The 15258-nt window shown below is 71.1% G+C and carries 14 protein-coding genes; 4 read left to right on the forward strand and 10 right to left on the reverse strand.

Annotated features, from left to right (window positions below; translation table 11 throughout):
* The first annotated feature begins 81 nt into the window (after nt 1–81).
* Nucleotides 82–510 carry a SufE family protein gene (locus ABTU92_RS14230; protein WP_408091681.1) on the forward strand — a complete coding sequence of 143 codons (429 nt, stop codon included), beginning with the start codon at nt 82–84 and terminating at the stop codon, nt 508–510.
* 217 nt (nt 511–727) lie between these two features.
* On the opposite strand, the gene ABTU92_RS14235 is transcribed toward ABTU92_RS14230, so the two are convergent.
* A complete protein-coding gene (locus ABTU92_RS14235; protein WP_408091683.1) occupies nt 728–1930 on the reverse strand; it encodes an ABC transporter substrate-binding protein in 1203 nt (400 codons plus the stop codon).
* A 398-nt stretch (nt 1931–2328) separates the two neighbouring features.
* Between ABTU92_RS14235 and ugpB the strand changes: the two genes are divergently transcribed.
* Nucleotides 2329–3663, forward strand: coding sequence for a sn-glycerol-3-phosphate ABC transporter substrate-binding protein UgpB (gene ugpB, locus ABTU92_RS14240; protein WP_408091685.1), 1335 nt, complete (start codon nt 2329–2331; stop codon nt 3661–3663).
* Nucleotides 3664–3928: 265 nt separating this feature from the next.
* Here ugpB and ABTU92_RS14245 read toward each other — a convergent pair whose 3' ends face one another.
* Nucleotides 3929–4747: an LssY C-terminal domain-containing protein gene (locus ABTU92_RS14245; protein WP_408091687.1), complete on the reverse strand. Its 819-nt coding sequence runs from the start codon at nt 4745–4747 to the stop codon at nt 3929–3931.
* A 159-nt stretch (nt 4748–4906) separates the two neighbouring features.
* Complete coding sequence (locus ABTU92_RS14250; protein ID WP_408091689.1) at nt 4907–5560, reverse strand: exonuclease domain-containing protein; 654 nt, start codon at nt 5558–5560, stop codon at nt 4907–4909.
* A gap of 204 nt (nt 5561–5764) precedes the next feature.
* Here ABTU92_RS14250 and ABTU92_RS14255 point away from each other — a divergent pair, with 204 nt between their 5' ends.
* Nucleotides 5765–6040, forward strand: coding sequence for a hypothetical protein (locus tag ABTU92_RS14255; protein ID WP_408091691.1), 276 nt, complete (start codon nt 5765–5767; stop codon nt 6038–6040).
* Between the two features lie 19 nt (nt 6041–6059).
* Here the strand turns inward: ABTU92_RS14255 and ABTU92_RS14260 are convergent, their stop codons facing one another.
* The 7 genes from ABTU92_RS14260 to ABTU92_RS14290 all read right to left on the reverse strand — a co-directional run bounded on the left by ABTU92_RS14260 (nt 6060) and on the right by ABTU92_RS14290 (nt 14407).
* A complete protein-coding gene (locus ABTU92_RS14260) occupies nt 6060–7235 on the reverse strand; it encodes an MFS transporter (protein ID WP_408091693.1) in 1176 nt (391 codons plus the stop codon).
* Nucleotides 7236–7553: 318 nt separating this feature from the next.
* The gene (locus ABTU92_RS14265) at nt 7554–9008 is read right to left on the reverse strand and encodes a caspase domain-containing protein (protein WP_408091695.1); all 1455 of its coding nucleotides are present in this window, start codon (nt 9006–9008) and stop codon (nt 7554–7556) included.
* 197 nt (nt 9009–9205) lie between these two features.
* Nucleotides 9206–10084, reverse strand: a complete 879-nt coding sequence (locus tag ABTU92_RS14270; protein ID WP_111359538.1) for a manganese catalase family protein — start codon at nt 10082–10084, stop codon at nt 9206–9208.
* A 301-nt stretch (nt 10085–10385) separates the two neighbouring features.
* Nucleotides 10386–11519 carry an alpha/beta hydrolase gene (locus ABTU92_RS14275; RefSeq protein ID WP_408091698.1) on the reverse strand — a complete coding sequence of 378 codons (1134 nt, stop codon included), beginning with the start codon at nt 11517–11519 and terminating at the stop codon, nt 10386–10388.
* Nucleotides 11520–11673: 154 nt separating this feature from the next.
* A complete protein-coding gene (locus tag ABTU92_RS14280; protein WP_408091700.1) occupies nt 11674–12711 on the reverse strand; it encodes an amino acid ABC transporter substrate-binding protein in 1038 nt (345 codons plus the stop codon).
* Between the two features lie 3 nt (nt 12712–12714).
* Complete coding sequence (locus ABTU92_RS14285) at nt 12715–13320, reverse strand: L,D-transpeptidase (RefSeq protein WP_408091702.1); 606 nt, start codon at nt 13318–13320, stop codon at nt 12715–12717.
* A 163-nt stretch (nt 13321–13483) separates the two neighbouring features.
* Nucleotides 13484–14407: a ketopantoate reductase family protein gene (locus ABTU92_RS14290; protein WP_408091704.1), complete on the reverse strand. Its 924-nt coding sequence runs from the start codon at nt 14405–14407 to the stop codon at nt 13484–13486.
* 414 nt (nt 14408–14821) lie between these two features.
* Between ABTU92_RS14290 and ABTU92_RS14295 the strand changes: the two genes are divergently transcribed.
* The gene (locus ABTU92_RS14295) at nt 14822–15247 is read left to right on the forward strand and encodes an Hsp20 family protein (protein ID WP_111360345.1); all 426 of its coding nucleotides are present in this window, start codon (nt 14822–14824) and stop codon (nt 15245–15247) included.
* The last annotated feature ends 11 nt before the right edge of the window (nt 15248–15258 follow it).

A 15258-nucleotide genomic window follows, 5' to 3' on the forward strand; every position in this document is an offset into this window, starting at 1 on the left:
CCGGCACGTTCCCCCTTATGTATGCGGGGAACGGCCGCGCCGGCGGCTCGACCGCAGCCTGCCACGACGGCGAGACACGACATGACCCTCGACGAGATCCTCGACAACTTCGCGCTGCTCGACGACTGGGACGACCGCTACCGCTACATCATCGAGCTCGGCCGCACCCTCACGCCGCTGCCCGAGGCCGACCATGTCGAGGCCAACAAGGTGCAGGGCTGCGCCAGCCAGGTGTGGCTGACGACGCAGGTGCGCCCCGACGGTGCCGACGGACCGGTGCTGAGCTTCGTCGGCGACAGCGACGCCCACATCGTGCGCGGCCTGATCGCGATCCTGCTCTCGCTCTACTCCGACAAGCCCGCCGACGACATCCTCGCGACCGACCCGGCCACCATCTTCGAGAAGCTCGGCCTCAAGGAGCATCTCACGCCGCAACGCTCCAACGGCCTGAAGTCGATGGTCGCCCGTATCCGCCGCGACGCCGAGGCGGCGCTGGCGGCGCGCGGCTGACGGGCGATCGCAGGGCTGGGGGGCGCGCGGTACTCCGAGCTCCCCCTCATGGTGAGGAGGCCGCGTAGCGGCCGTCTCGAACCATGCGGCCACGGACAGCCCGTGATCCGATCCAGCACGAGCTCGACATCGGTGCCCGCCCCCGCCCTTCGAGGCTCGGCCTGCGGCCGAGCACCTCAGGACGAGGGCGGAGAGAGGCGCGCGCCCGCGTGAACTCTCACGACCGCCCCTGCCAGGGCGGCATCGGCAGCACCGGGGCGGCGACGGCGAACGCGGCCGGCAGCACCACGGTGGGGGTGCGTCCGCGGTTCTGCACCACGGCGGCCTGGATGTTGTTGTTCTGGCCCTTCTCGTCGAAGCGGATCGGTCCGCCCGTCATCACGTGGTCGGCGATGTCGGTCGCCTTCACGGCCTTCATCAGCGTCGGGCCGTCGCTCGTGCCGGCGCGCTTGAAGGCGTCGGCCGCGATCATGATCGCCTCGAACGTGAAGCCGGCGTTGAAGCAGTCGACCTCGAAGCGATTGCTCGGATGCGCGCTCTTGAACGCCGCCGCGAGCGCCTGCGTCACGCTCGACTTGGCGTTCGCCCACGGCAGGTTGGTGATGTGGAAGTCGGCCAGCGGCCCGAGCGCCTGGTAGAACTCCTCGTCGTAGAGGCCGGGCGAGCCGGGCGAGATGATCGCCTTGGGCTCGAAGCGCTGGCGCACCATGTCGCGGATCAGCTTGATGGCGTCGGACGAGCGCGTCGTCGACATCACCAGCTCGGGTGCGAGCGCGCGGATCTTCGTCACCTCGACGGCGAGGTCCTGGGCCTTGGGATCATAGGCGATCGATTCGAGGATCGGGAACGGCAGGCCGGCGGCCGGGAACAGCCGGTCCATGGCGGCGCGCTGCGCCGTGCCGAAGGTGTCGTTGGCGTGGACGAACACGGCGGTCTTGAACTGGATGCCGGTCGCGTCGATCAGATCCTTGATCAGCTTGAGGCCGCTGGACACGACCATCACGTTGGTGTGGAAGTTGCGCACCAGATACGTGTAGCCCTGCTCGGTGAGCTGCGGCACCGAGCCGATGTTGACGATCAGCGGCACCTTGCGCTGCTCGCAGATCTGGGCGATCGCCAGCGTCGCCCCCGACTCGAAGGCGCCGACCACGCACTGCGCGCCCTCCGAGATCGCCCGCTCGGCCTGCGTGCGCGCGATGTCGACATTCGACTCGGAATCCACATGCATCAACTCGACCGCGACGCCGAGATCGGCCAGCACCTTGGGGGCGACGACGGCACCGCGGTGGCAGGCCTGGCCGGCGGCGGCGAACAACCCGGAGCGCGGCAGCACCACGGCGATCTTCAGGGCCTTCGCCTGGGCCCGCACGACCGCCGGCGCGGCCAGCACGGCGCCGGCTGCGGCGACCCCGGCGAGCACGCGTCGCCGGCTCGGCCGGGCGGCGGCAGACACGAGCGAGTGCGCGGGAACGGCTGCGGGGGAGGGAAACTCGGGCTCGACTGACATGGCAATGGTCCTGGCAATGATGCTGCTGACGTGGCGACCGGCGCGTCCGCCCGCAATAGTCCGGGGCGGAGCGGGAAGGAAGGCCCCGATCGTAGCAATTTCGCGACCCGCGAGCATGCTGTCATCTTGGGCAGCCCGCCCCGTCCGATCGGCCGGCCGGGCCGGTCGGACCGGGGGAGTTCCGGTCTCGCCCCACTGTCCTGTAGGATCGCGGCGGCGCCGCCACGGGGGGCGGCCACCGGCCGCGCGGGCGGCCGCGCCAGGGAGGACGTGCAGTGCGCCTGACGCCCATTCGGATGGTCATCGCCCGGATGTCGATCGGCAGAAGCCTGATGGCCGGCCTGCTGCTCGCCGTCGCCCTGACGGCGGGACGGCCGGCCGCGGCGGCCGAAATCCAGCTCTGGCACGGCATGCCGGGCGAGCTCGCCTATCCGCTGGAGGATCTCGTCGCCGGCTTCAACGAGCAGCAGTCGGAGCACCGGATCGTGCCGGTGTTCAAGGGCCTCTACACCCAGACCATGATGGCGGCGATGTTCGCCACGCGGATCGGCGAGCAGCCGGCGATCGTGCAGATCGCCGAGGTCGGCACCGCGACCATGATGACGCGGCGCGACGCGATCGTCGCCGTCCACGAGCTGATGCGCCAGGAGAAGGCGTCGTTCGATCCGTCGGCCTACATCCCGGCCGTCGCGGCCTACTACACCGACGGCAGCGGCCAGATGCTCTCCTTCCCGTTCAACTCGTCGGTGCCGATCCTCTTCTACAACAAGGACAAGTTCCAGGCGGCCGGGCTCGATCCGGAGAAGCCGCCGACGACCTGGCCGGAGGTCGAGGCGGCGGCGAAAAAGCTGCGCGCCGCCGGGCAGTCCTGCGGCTTCACCACCGACTGGCCGTCCTGGATCAATGTCGAGAATTTCTCCGCCGTGCACGGCCTGCCGCTCGCCAGCCGCGGCAACGGCTTCGAAGGGCTCGACGCGACGCTCGCGATCGACAATCCGACGATGCTGCGCCACCTCGAGGCGCTGGTCGCCTGGCAGAAGGCGGGGATCTACGTCTATGGCGGGCGTGCCACGCGGGCCGAGGAGAAGTTCCTCGGCCGCGACTGCGCGATCTTCCTCGGCTCGTCGGCGTCGCGCGCCGAGATGCTCAACAACGCCACCTTCAAGGTCGGCTTCGGTCCCCTGCCCTACTGGCCAGACGTGCGCGGCGCGCCGCATCCGCCGCTGCTCGGCGGCGGCAGCCTGTGGGTGCTGCGCGGCAAGAGCGACGCCGAATATGCGGGCGTCGCGAGGTTCTTCGCCTACCTGTCGCAGCCGGCCGTGCAGGCGCGCTGGCACCAGACGACCGGCTATCTGCCGATCACCCGCGCGGCTTGGGAGGCGAGCCGCAAGAGCGGCTTCTACGAGAAGAACCCGGGCGCCGACATCGCCATCAGGCAGATCGGCCTCGCGGCGCCGGCGGCGGGCCGCAAGGGCCTGCGGCTCGGCTCCTATGTGGTGATCCGCGACATCATCGAGGAGGAGGTCGAGCAGGCGCTCGCCGGCGCCAAGACGCCGGCCGCCGCCCTCAAGGCCGCCACGGCCCGCGGCAACGCCGTGCTGCGCGACTTCGCCGCCCAGAACACCACGGCGTCCGGGGCGAGGTGAGGACACGGATGGGGCGGGGTTAGGACACCGCAAGGCGGGAGCTGCTGCGTTGCCCCGAAGAAGGTCTCGTGTCCCGGGCGCGGCGCGACGCGCCGCGAACCGGGACCCAGGGGCCACCCGACGAAGCGCCTGCCCTGGCGCCCCTGGGCCCCGGCTCTGCGGCGCGTCAGGCCTTGGCCTGCCGCGCCTTGTCCGGGGCACGCGGCCTCGGTACCCGGGGGGAGCCGCATCATATCCCGGAGGCGCCCTGCCCGGCGCGCGGCACTCACTCCAGCCGTGCCACCGTGATCTCGCCGTCGGCCTTGTAGTGGTTGACGCGGCGGGCCGGTACGGTCTCGCCGGCGCGCACGAAGGTCGGGTCCTCGATGACGCGGCGCTCGCTGAGCTCGGCGACGATCAGGTCGCGCTCGGCATTGGTGTCGTCGTCGGTCGCGTGGGTGACCTGGAAGGTCAGCCGGGTGAAGGACAGGCCGGTGTCACGGGTCGCGGCGCCGACCCACAGCACCGTGTCGCCCTCGGGCGGCGGCGGCGTGCCGAGCCAAAACTCGGGTGAGGTCGGCGACACGTCGGCGCGGTCGAGCCCGAGCGCCCAGAAACGGACGTGATGGCGTTGGCGCGGGCTGTCGCCGATCGGCTTCTGGAAGCCGATGTCCTGGCCGCGTCCGAACAGATGCAGCGTGCTGAACGGCGCCGTCGGATAGGGGCGGTTCAGGACGAAGGCCCGCACCATCCGCCACGATGAGGCGAGCGACAGCGGATCGGCCTCCGCCCACCCGGCGGCCGCGAAGGCGGCGCGCAGCTGCGCCTTCGTGCCGACCAGCACCAGATTCACCGGATCGCCGGGCAGCCCGTCGACCGTCATGGTGAAGCTCGGGATGCTGGTGCGGCGCAGGATGCGCAGGCCGCCGCGCACCGCCCGCGGCAGGATCACGTAGGCGGCGAGCCCGTAGGTGACGGCGACGGCGACGATCCAGGGCAGCCGCTGGTCGGCCGTGTCGAACACCACGAAGACGATCAGCCACACGGTGACGACGCCGATCAGGGCGACCAGCAGACGCTGCACCAGCCGAACCAGCAGTCTCATCTGCGCCCCTCGATCGGTTTCCGCCGACGTCGCCCCACACTCCGCTCACTCCCGCGGAAGCGGGAGTCCACGGCGCCACGACGTGCGGCCCTGGGTCCCCGCGGTCGCGGGGACGAGCGGGCATCACGTCTGCCCATGGCCGAAGGTCCAATCGCGGCGTCAGCCGCCGAACGTCCAGGTGCGCGGCGCCGCGGTGCCGCCGGTCCTCAGCATCGTGTCGAGCAGCAGGAGCGCGTCCGCCGTCATGTCGGCGTCGAGCAGCGCGCCGTGACGGTCGTCGCGGGCGCTGGCGTCGAGAGCGAGGCGGTCGCACACCGCGGTGAGCGATGTCGAGGCGCCCGGAAACAGCTGCGCATAGAGCCGCTGGGTGCAGACATAGCGCGACTGCGGGTAGGCGCTCTCGCCCCAGGCGATCGCCTTGGCGCGGGCGAACTCGTAATCGAGGAAGCTGCGCTCGTTCTCGGCCGCGTGGGCGACGATCGGCGCCGTGCCGATGATGTCGCGCACCCGGTCGAGGATCGCCGGGAAGCGCGGCGCGGTCTTCAGATCGCTCGGCTTGATGCCGTGCACCTTGATGGCGGCGGGCTCGATCGGCGCGTCGGGATTGACCAGCGTGCGGAAGCTCTCGCCCTTGCGCCAGCCGTCACCCTCGCGGACGAGCTCGACGAAGCCGACCTCGATGACGAGACCGGGCGCCCGCCAGCCGGACGGCTGCTTGCGGATGAAGCCGACGTCCGGGGTCCGCTTCCCGGTGGTCTCCGCATCGAAGGCGACCAGCCGGTCGAAGCCGTCCAAGAATCCGGGCGCGTGCATGGGCTGTCTCCTCAAGGCCGCCGCTCGATCACGGCCCATTATGGCGCAGGCTCACGGTGGCATGCCACCGGTTCGAAAAGCCCCGTGCTCCTCCCGGAAATACCGGATGGCGCCGCCGGTCACGGCGCCTAGCATCGTGATCGTCCTCGGGTCGCCCCGGCGCGCCCTGGTCGATCCCGGAGGTTGGAAGACTGGAGGTTCGGCATGGACGCGGATCGAAGGCCCGGACTCGTCAGCGGCCTGATCGTGTTCGTCGGCAGCATCGGAGCGCTGTTCCTGATCGCGCGCTTCACCCATTTCGTCTTCATGGTGATCAAGGATCCCGACCGGTTCTCGGCCGCGACGATCGCGCAAGGCGCCCTGATCGCCGCCGGCATCCTGCTGGTCGGTGGGATCGTCGCGGCGGCCCGGCTGCTGCTCGCCCGGCACGACCCGCACGATCACGGCCCGGTCGGCCACTGGTCGCGCCGCGCCGCCTGAGCGCGACGCATCGGCTCCGTCAATCGATTCGACCGGCCAGCGCGGCGCCGGTCGGCGCGTCCGGTGTCGCGGCCAAATAGCGCCGGTGCAGCAGAATCGCCTGGACGACCAGCGCCGGCAGGGCGGCGAGCAGCAGCAGGCGCGCCGGCACGCCAGCCGCGAGCGCCGCCGCAGTGGCGAGGCAGGCCGCGATGCCACCGACATCCCAGCCGGCCTCCGCCCGGTAGTGGAACCGCACCGCGCAGGGGGAGGTCTTGGCGGCGTTGTAGACGGCCGTCATCAGGGTCGGGACGTAGAGGCCGAACAGCGCCGTCGAGGCCAGCGCGGCGACGACGACGCCGGTCGGCGTGTCCGCCAGCGCGACGCGCAGCAGCACCACGGCCGTCATGGCGGCGAGGTTCAGCCACACGGCCCGGGCCGCATGGCCGGCGTCGATCAGGCGACCGAGCACCAGGCCGCCGACGGCGCCTGCGAGCGCCGCCGCCCCCAGGAGACCGCCGAAGGCGTCGAAGCGGCGGTCGAACGTCTCGAACATGATCAGGCCCCAGGTGACGGCGAAGCCGCACATCAGGAAGCCGTCGGTGGCGAACAGCCGCACGCCGTCGCGGAACGGCGCCGGGCCGTGATCCTCGGCGATCACGACGTCGGGCACGCTCACGCCGCGGAACGGCACGATGGCGATCAGCGCGACCACGGTCGCGGCCGCGAAGGCGGCCCAGCCGTGCCAGGTCAGGAGGAGGCCGCCGACGACCGGCGCCACCGTGTCGGCCAGGACCATCACGACGGTGCGCACCCCGATCTGGGCGCCGCGCTCGCCGACGTCGCCGGCGGCCGCGAACACGGCGTGGTAGCAGGTCCAGTAGACGACGTCGGCGATCGCGACGGCGAGCACATAGGCCGCGATGGTCCACGGCCGGCCGGCATCGACCAGCGCCAGCACCGGGAACTGGCCGGCGAACAGGACGCAGCCGACCAGCATGGCGGTGCGCAGGCCGGCGCCGCGGATCAGCGCGAAGGCGGCCGGTCGGGTGACCAGCCGCAGCCCCAGCATGGCGCCGAGCGCCAGGAACGCCCCGGCCGGCGACAGCCCGGCGCGCAGCAGCACGGCGAAGAAGAAGATGCCGGCGAGCCCCCAGGCGAGCTGGCGCAGCCCGGCATGCACGGCCAGCCGGTTGATATCGGGATTGCGGAACAATGGGGTCTCCGGGGGCGCTGCGACGCCGCTGCGATAGCACACAATCGATGGCGGCATGGCGGCAGGCCCCGCAGACGACAGACGGGGAGTTCCGGGCCACCCCCCTCCCCAGCCCTCCCCCACAAGGGGGAGGGAGCAGGCTGCGGCCCGAATCAAACTCCGAAACGACAAACGAGCACGCGCAATGTGCAGCGCAGAGACGCCGCGGCTCCTGCGTTCCCTCCCCCCTTGTGGGGGAGGGACAGGGAGGGGGGTGGCCACGAACTCGGCGTCGGCGGCCAATCATCACCAGCCACACGCGTCACGCGCGCTAAAAAATCACTCCGGCGTGAGGACTTCCTCGCCGCGGCCGGCTTCCCACAGGCCGGTGAGGCGGCCGTCGCTGCCGAGCGCGTAGACGACCGGGGTCGCGGCGCCCCAGTCGACGGTGAGGATGTTGCCGTCGAGCCGGCCGGTGCCCTGATAGCTCGATCCGACCTTCCAGTTCAGCCGGTAGCGGTCGCCGTCGCGGCGTAGGGTAAGCGTGCCCGAGTAACGGCTGCCGTCGGCATTGCGGCCGGCGACCCGGTAACGGCCCTCCTGCGGCGTGGCGCGGCCGGGCGCGGCGAGCGCGAAGGGGACGAGCCGCTCGGTCGCGGTGCCGTCGGCCCATTCGCCGTCCAGCACGGCGCCGGCGCCCGCCCCGAAGCTGTAGACGACCGGGTGCGTGTCGCCCCAGTTCACCACCAGCATGCGGCCGGCGAACTCGCCGCTCCCGCGGAAGATCTGGCGGCCGATCCACCAGGTGAAGCGCATCCCGTCGGCAGTCGGCTGCAGCGCCACCATGCCCTTGTAGCGGCTGCCGTCGGGGTTGCGTCCGTCGGCCCGGTAGATGCCGGCGAGCTGCGGCGCGATGGTCGCCTGCGTCGGGCGCGGCTCGCGCGGCGCTGCGACCGGCGGCGGCGCCGGGGCGGGTCCCACGGCCGGGGGCGGCGACGGCGGCGGGACCGCCCCGCCGGGAGCGAGGGCCGCTTCGCGAAAGACGAAGTCGCCGAAGAAGGACGACGACAGCCAGGGCGTCTGCTTGCCCGCCGTCTCCTGATAGACGCCCTTGAGGGTGCGCTTGAACGTGTCCTCGAGATTGAGGCCGGGGGTCAGCAGGGCGCGGGCGAGGTGCTTGGTGTAGGGGCTGTTGCGGCCCTCGCCGTCGAGCGCCACGGCGCCGGGCGAGGTCGAGAAGGAGACGAACAGGCGGGCGCCGCTGTCGATCCGCGACAGGCCCTTGGTGCCGGTGCCGGGCAGCGGGTTGTCGCGGCAGGCGTCGAGCACCACGATGTTGAGCGTGTTGCCGGCGGCCGTCATGGCATCGACCACGTCGGAGGCGGGAACCGAGGCGGCGCGCAGCTCCTCCGGGGTCGGCGCCTTGCTCATGACCGGCACGATGTAGTTCTCGCCGCCGACCTGGATGCCGTGCCCGGCGAAGAAGAACAGGCCGACGCCGCCGCGCGCCTTCAGCGTGTCGGTGAAGCGCTTGACCGCCGCCTGCAGCGCGGGCTGGTCGGCATTGGTGGCGAGCGTCACGTCGAAGCCGGACTGGCGCAGCGCCGCGGCCATGTCGGTCGCGTCGTTGACCGGGTTCGTGAGCGGGGCGAAGCCGTAGGCGGCGTTGCCGACGATCAGCGCGGTGCGCGCCTCGGCGGCGGCACGTGCGGCCGTTCCGCCCTGCAGAACCACGGCGAGGATGAGCAGAACGGCGACGAAGGGAAGGATCGCGGCCCGGACGGGTCGTGCCATGCGGAGTTCCATGCGAAAAGCCCGCCGCGGGACGCGGTATCACGGGCCGGCACGGAACCATAACGGCCGCTTTTAGGCTCGACAATATCGATAGCTTCTCGCGCGACGAGCCGTCGGAAATGCTGGTCGGATGCATCGAATGCGGCGGCGGGGGACCGGTCGGAAACTGGTCCCCCGCCGGGCGTCCGAGTCGGAGGCTACTCGGCCGCCTTGGACGGGACCGGCGTCGCCGGGGTGCCATAGGTGCGGGGATCGACCTGGCCGAGCCGGCCGTCGTCCTCGGTCAGCGGCTTGATCTTGGTGAACGAGAACTGGCCCTTGCCGTCCACCGAGGCGCCCTTGGCCCAGCGGCCCTTGCTGCTCTCGCCGCTGTCGGAGGCGTTGATGAACTGGTAGGCGACGTCGCTCTTCTCCAGCTCCTGCGGGAACTTCGCCGGCACCGGCGTCTCGTCGAAGCCTTCGGCCTCCAGCTCGGCGATGGCGGCGAGCCACTGGTTCTGGTGCATGGTGTCGCGCGCGATCAGGAACGAGAGCATGTCGCGCACGCCCTTGTCCTCGGTCATGTTGTAGAGGCGGCAGACCTGCAGCCGGCCCTGACTCTCGGCCGTGACGTTGAAGCGGAAGTCGGCGAGCAGGTTGCCGCTGGCGATCGTATAGGCCGAGGTCCACGGATTGCCGATCGAGTCGGTCGGCCGCGAGCCGGAGCCCGACACGATGACGTGCTGCGGGTTCATGCCGGCGACGATCGCGTCCTCGACGCGCGCACCCCCCATCACGGCGCCGACCAGCGAGTTCTTCGCCATGTCCTCCTGCGCCTCGACCGGCGAGGTCTCGAGCAGCCGCGCGATCATGGTGGCGAGCATCTCGACATGGCCGATCTCCTCGGTGGCGATGTCGATGATCATGTCGCGGTACTTGGCGGGGCCGCGACAGTTCCAGCCCTGGAACAGATAGGTCATCATCACGCTGATCTCGCCCCACTGCCCGCCGAGCGGCTCCTGCAGCATCTTGGCGAAGATCGGGTCCGGCGCATCCGGCCGGGCGTTGTATTGCAGCTTGCGCTGATGCAGGAACAAAGCCGTTCTCCTCGTCTGCGCGCGTCGACGCGATCGTATCGGATGACGGCGGGCATGGCCTCGCCGACAGGTCAATCCGAGCGGGAGAGAGGCGTTCCGCACATCGGTTCGATCTCCGGTCGACGCCGCCGCGCGTGTCGCGACGGCGGAGAGTCGAGCGGCCGACGGGGCGACGGCCATCGAGGCACGATGCGACCGGCGAAGGCGGCCCGGCCCCCTCGTGATCGCGCGACGATACCGATCACGGACGCGCCGGACCGCCGACGCGCGTCGTGATCAGCTCGGTCCGGACCTGATGTGATCAGTAGGGCTGCAGCGACGCCGCGGGCGGCCGGGGCGGCTCGGCATACCCGGCGCCACCATACCCGCCGCCGGACACCGGCCCGGCAGAAACCGGCCCGCCCGACACCGGCAGGCTGCCGGCCGGCGTGCTGCCCCAGGTTCCCTCCTCGATGGCGCGCCGGATGACGCCGCGGATCTGCTCGTTGGAGAGGAACAGGTCGTGATTGATCACGCCGAAGCCGCTCGTCGAGGCGTCGATGACCCGGATGCCGACGCCCTCGAGCTGCGCCTTCTCGGCGGCACCGACCCGGGTGACGCCGCCGGCGATGATCCGCGACACCGCGAGGGCGCGGTCGTTGGTCGCCGTCACCACGGTGATCTTGTCGGCGAGCCGGCCGATCCGGCCGACCGAGGAGACGAACACGTCCATGTCGATGTCGGGCGAGGCGAACACGATCGCGCCGATGCGATTGACGAGATCGTCGCCGCGCCGCGCATGGACCTGGCGCAGCGCCTCCAGGGTCAGCATGGTGCCGATCGAGTGCGCCACGATGTTGATGCGGCCGACCGTCGGGCTGACGACGAGCTGGTCCAGCACGCGGTCGAGCGAGTCGCGCGACCACATCACGCTCTCGCGGTCGTAGCCGTAGTCGAGCAGCTTGGCCCGCGACGGCCACGAGAACAGCATGCTGGCGCCGCGGAACGACACGCCGTCGGAGAGCTTCACGGCGTCGAGCGCCGCGGTCTCGAAGGTGGTGTTGTAGCCGTGGACGTAGAGGAGGAGATCGCGCCCGGTGGGCACGCCGCGGAAGAGATCGTCGACCTGACCGACCCGATCGATGCCGAGGAGCTTCCAGTCCGACAGGCCGACGGCGGCGAGCGAGAAGCGGCTGCTGTCGGGCGGCTGCAGGCGCGCCTTGGCGATGGTGAGCGGCCCGCGCTCCGCGCCGAACCAGGGCGACGCCTGGGCGCCGTTGGCGGCGCGGCGATTGGTGGCGACCATCAGGCTCGGCTGCGTCGCGAGCGCCGAGGCGTCGTAGACCGGCGCGTCGGCGCCGACGCTGGCACAGCCGGCGAGCGCCAGCGCGGCGCCTGCCGCACCCGACGCGAGCAGAAACGCCCGGCGCGTCGGCGCCGTTCTGTTCGTCTCCATCGTCATCGTGTCCCGCGTGCCGCCGCGGCGCTCGCTGGCGCCCGGCCGTTCCCCGTCCCTTCCCTGATCCCCGATCGCGGCGAGAGCAGGGCGAGCCCGTGATCCGGGCCCGCTGAACGCGACGGTGTCGTCGGCCGAAAACGTTACCGCCGGGTTACTGCAGCGGCGGGGCGTACTGAATCCCGCCCGAGCTCCACAGATGATTGAGGCCGCGCGGGATGCCGAGCGGCGTCTTGACGCCGACATTGCGCTCGAACACCTCGCCGTAGGTGCCGACATGCCGCACGATGCGCACCACCCAGTCCTTGCCGAGGCCGAGCGCGCCGCCGAGATCGCCGTCGTTGCCGACCAGCCGGCGGATCTCGGGCTTCTCCGAGGTCTTGGCGCGGTCGAGCGTCTGCGCCGTGACGCCCGCCTCCTCGGCGTTCAGCATGGCGAAGTGGATCCACTTCACGACGCGCGCCCACTGGTCGTCGCCCTGGCGCACCGCCGGGCCGAGCGGCTCCTTGGAGATCACGTCGGGCAGGATGGCGTGATCGGTCGGCGTCTTCAGGCCGGCCCGCTCGGCATGGAGCTGCGAGACGTCGCTGGTGATCACCTCGCAGCGGCCCTCGTCATAGGCCTTGACGACGCCGCGGGCGTCGGCGATCGGCACCAGCGTCGCCTTGACGTCGTTGGCGGCGAAATAATCGGCGGCGTTGCGCAGGTTGGTGGTGCCCTCGCGCACGCAGACCTTCACGTCCTTGAAGTCGAGCGGCGACTGCGCGCCGACGCTGTTGCGCAGCATGAAGCCTTGGCCGTCGTAGTAGGTCGTCGCCGGGAACACGAGGCCGAGCTGCGCCTCGCGGGCGAGCGTCCAGGTCGAGTTGCGCGACAGCACGTCGATGTCGCCCGCCTTGAGGGCGGCGAAGCGCTTGTCGGCGTCGAGCGGCACGAAGCGGACCTTCTCAGGATCGTCGAAGATCGCCGCGGCGAGCGCCCGGCAGAAGTCGACGTCGAAGCCGGTCCAGCGGCCCTTGTCGTCCTTCAACGAGAAGCCGGCGAGGCCCTCGCTGACGCCGCAGACGAGGGTTCCGCGGTCCGTGACGGCCTTCAGGGTCTGGGCCTGTGCGTCACCGGCGGAGAAGCAGGCGGCCGCGAGGGCGAGCGCGATCGTCGCCGCCGCGGCGGCGCGTTGAGTCGAGAGGGTCATGGATCAGAGCTCCGGGGCCTGGCGGACGACCACCCGGGTGCCGACCGGGATGCGCGCGTAGAGGTCCTCGATGTCGGAATTGACGAGGCGGAAGCAGCCCGACGACACGGCGTGGCCGATGGTCTGCGGCTGGTTGGTGCCGTGGATGCGATAGACGGTGCCGCCGATGTAGAGGGCACGCGCCCCCATCGGGTTGCCGGGGCCGCCGGCCATGAAGCGCGGCAGATAGGGCTGGCGCTCGATCATCTCGGGCGGCGGCGTCCAGTCCGGCCACTCGGCCTTGCGCACGATCGTCTTGAGGCCCTGCCACTGGAAGCCGTCGCGGCCGACCCCGATGCCGTAGCGCAGCGCCCGGTTGTTGCCCTGGACGACGTAGAGGAAGCGCTCCGAGGTGTGCACGATGATGGTGCCGGGCGCCTCGGTGGTGCGGAAGAACACGAGCTGGCGCTGCAGCGACACCGGGAGGCGCTCGTCCTCCGGCACGAAGCCGGGCTGGTCGTCGATCTTCATGGTCTCGACCGAGCCGAACCGGCCGGTCTGGGCGGTCGCCGGACCGCCGACCGCCACGAGGGCGAGCAGCGCGGCGAAAATTGCGGTGCGGGCGCGCAAGGTGTCCACCTCCCCGGAAAGAACCAAAATACGAACCGGGGTTTTCGCACCACAGGATTGAAGCAGAAATCAGACGGCGGCATCGTGCTACCGCACGTTGCGGCGGCGATTTCGACGTCTGCCGGCAGGGCGGCCGCGGCCGGCCCTAACCCCGCGGGACGCCTCAGCCCGGGCGTCCGTCCGCATGGAGAATCAGCACGTCCCGCACAGCCTGGTTGAGCGGGGTCGGCACCCCGGCCGCGGCCCCGAGGTCGACCACCCCGCCGGACAGCCACGGCAGCTCGAGCCTGCGGCCGGCGGCGAGGTCGTTGAACATCGAGGCGACCATCCCGGCCGGCAGCGTGTCGATGAAGGCGAGGCGGTCGGCCGCGAAATCCTCCGGCACGGCGACGCCGCGGGCGCGGGCGACCGCCACCACCTCCTGCATCACCCCGAGCAGCATCGCCCGGGTCGCGGGGTTCTCGCGCACCGGCCCGATCGAGCAGCGGGTCGCGCAGGTGAGCGCCGAAAGCCCGACCAGGAACACGAATTTCTGCCAGATCTCCCGGGTGATGTCGGTCGAGACCTCGGCCTTGATGCCGCCGGCGAGGCACGCGGCGAGGAACCGCTCGGCACGTTTCGAGCGGGTGCCGTCGAACTCGCCGAAGACGAGCCGCTGCATGGTGCCGGTCTGGGCGATCACGCCGGGCCGCGCGATGGTCGTCGAGATCTGGGCGATCGCCCCCATCAGGGCGGCGTCCCCGACGATCGGCCGCAGCATGTCGTCCTTCTGGACGCCGTTCTGCAGCGACACCACGGCGGTCCCCGGCCCGACGATCGGGGCGATGGCGCGCCCCGCCGCCTCGGTGTCCCACAGCTTGACCGTGAACAGGACCAGATCGACCGGGCCGATCGCGGCCGGGTCGTCGGTCGCCTGGACGGAGGTGAGCGTGAACGGGTCTTCGGGGCTCTCGATGGTCAGCCCGGAGGTGCGTAGCGCGTCGAGATGCGCCCCGCGGGCAACGAAGACGACGTCCGCCCCGCCGCGGGCGAGCCGCCCGCCAAAGAAGCCCCCGAGCCCGCCCGAGCCCATCACCGCGATCCGCATCGTCGTCCTCCCGTGTGGCCGTCCTCCCCTCTACGCCGTCGCGCAGCGACGCGGCAGGGGGCGCGGCGGAGCGGCTGGATTGCGCCGCAGGCCCCCCTAGAGGGCTTCGTAGAATTGCTCGGTCGTCCCGAGGCGGCGCGAAAGCGCCGAGCCCGGGATCCAACCCCTGTCTTTCGTGAGCCGTCGAGACCGTGGGTATGGATCCCGGGCTCGCGGACCGGCGGTCCGCGCCCCGGGATGACGAATGATGCGAAACGCACAGCCTTCGCAGTTGCAGCGTCGCCGTTCTTGAACGCTTAAAAGGTCTGCCCATATTCTGGGGTGTCCGGACCCGGCAGGCCCAAGCGGCTGACGGGACCGGACGGGGCGCCGCAAGGGCCTCTCCCCAAAGTCGCTGCACAGGACTTTGAGACCATGTCGCGTGTGTCTTCGCTCTCCAGCCCGTTTCTGCTCGGCTTCGACGAGATCGAGCGGGCTCTCGACCGGGTGTCCAAGGCCGCGGACGGCTATCCGCCGTACAACATCGAGCGGATCGCCTGCGCCGACGGCCAGCCGGAACGGCTGCGCATCACGCTCGCCGTCGCCGGGTTCACCCGCGAGCAGCTCGACGTCACGGTCGAGGAAAGCCAGCTCCTCATCCGGGGCCGGCAGCAGGAGGACAAGACACGCCAGTATCTGCATCGCGGCATCGCCGCGCGTCAGTTCCAGCGGACCTTTCTGCTGGCCGACGGGATGGAGGTATTGGGGGCCGACCTCAGCAACGGCCTCTTGTCGATCGATCTGGCGCGTCCGGAACCGGCGCGCGTCGTGCGATCGATCGCCATCAGGCAGACGGACTGACGGCACGCTGC

It is taken from the genome of Rhodoplanes sp. SY1, assembly GCF_046000175.1.
Classification (GTDB): Bacteria; Pseudomonadota; Alphaproteobacteria; order Rhizobiales; family Xanthobacteraceae; genus Rhodoplanes.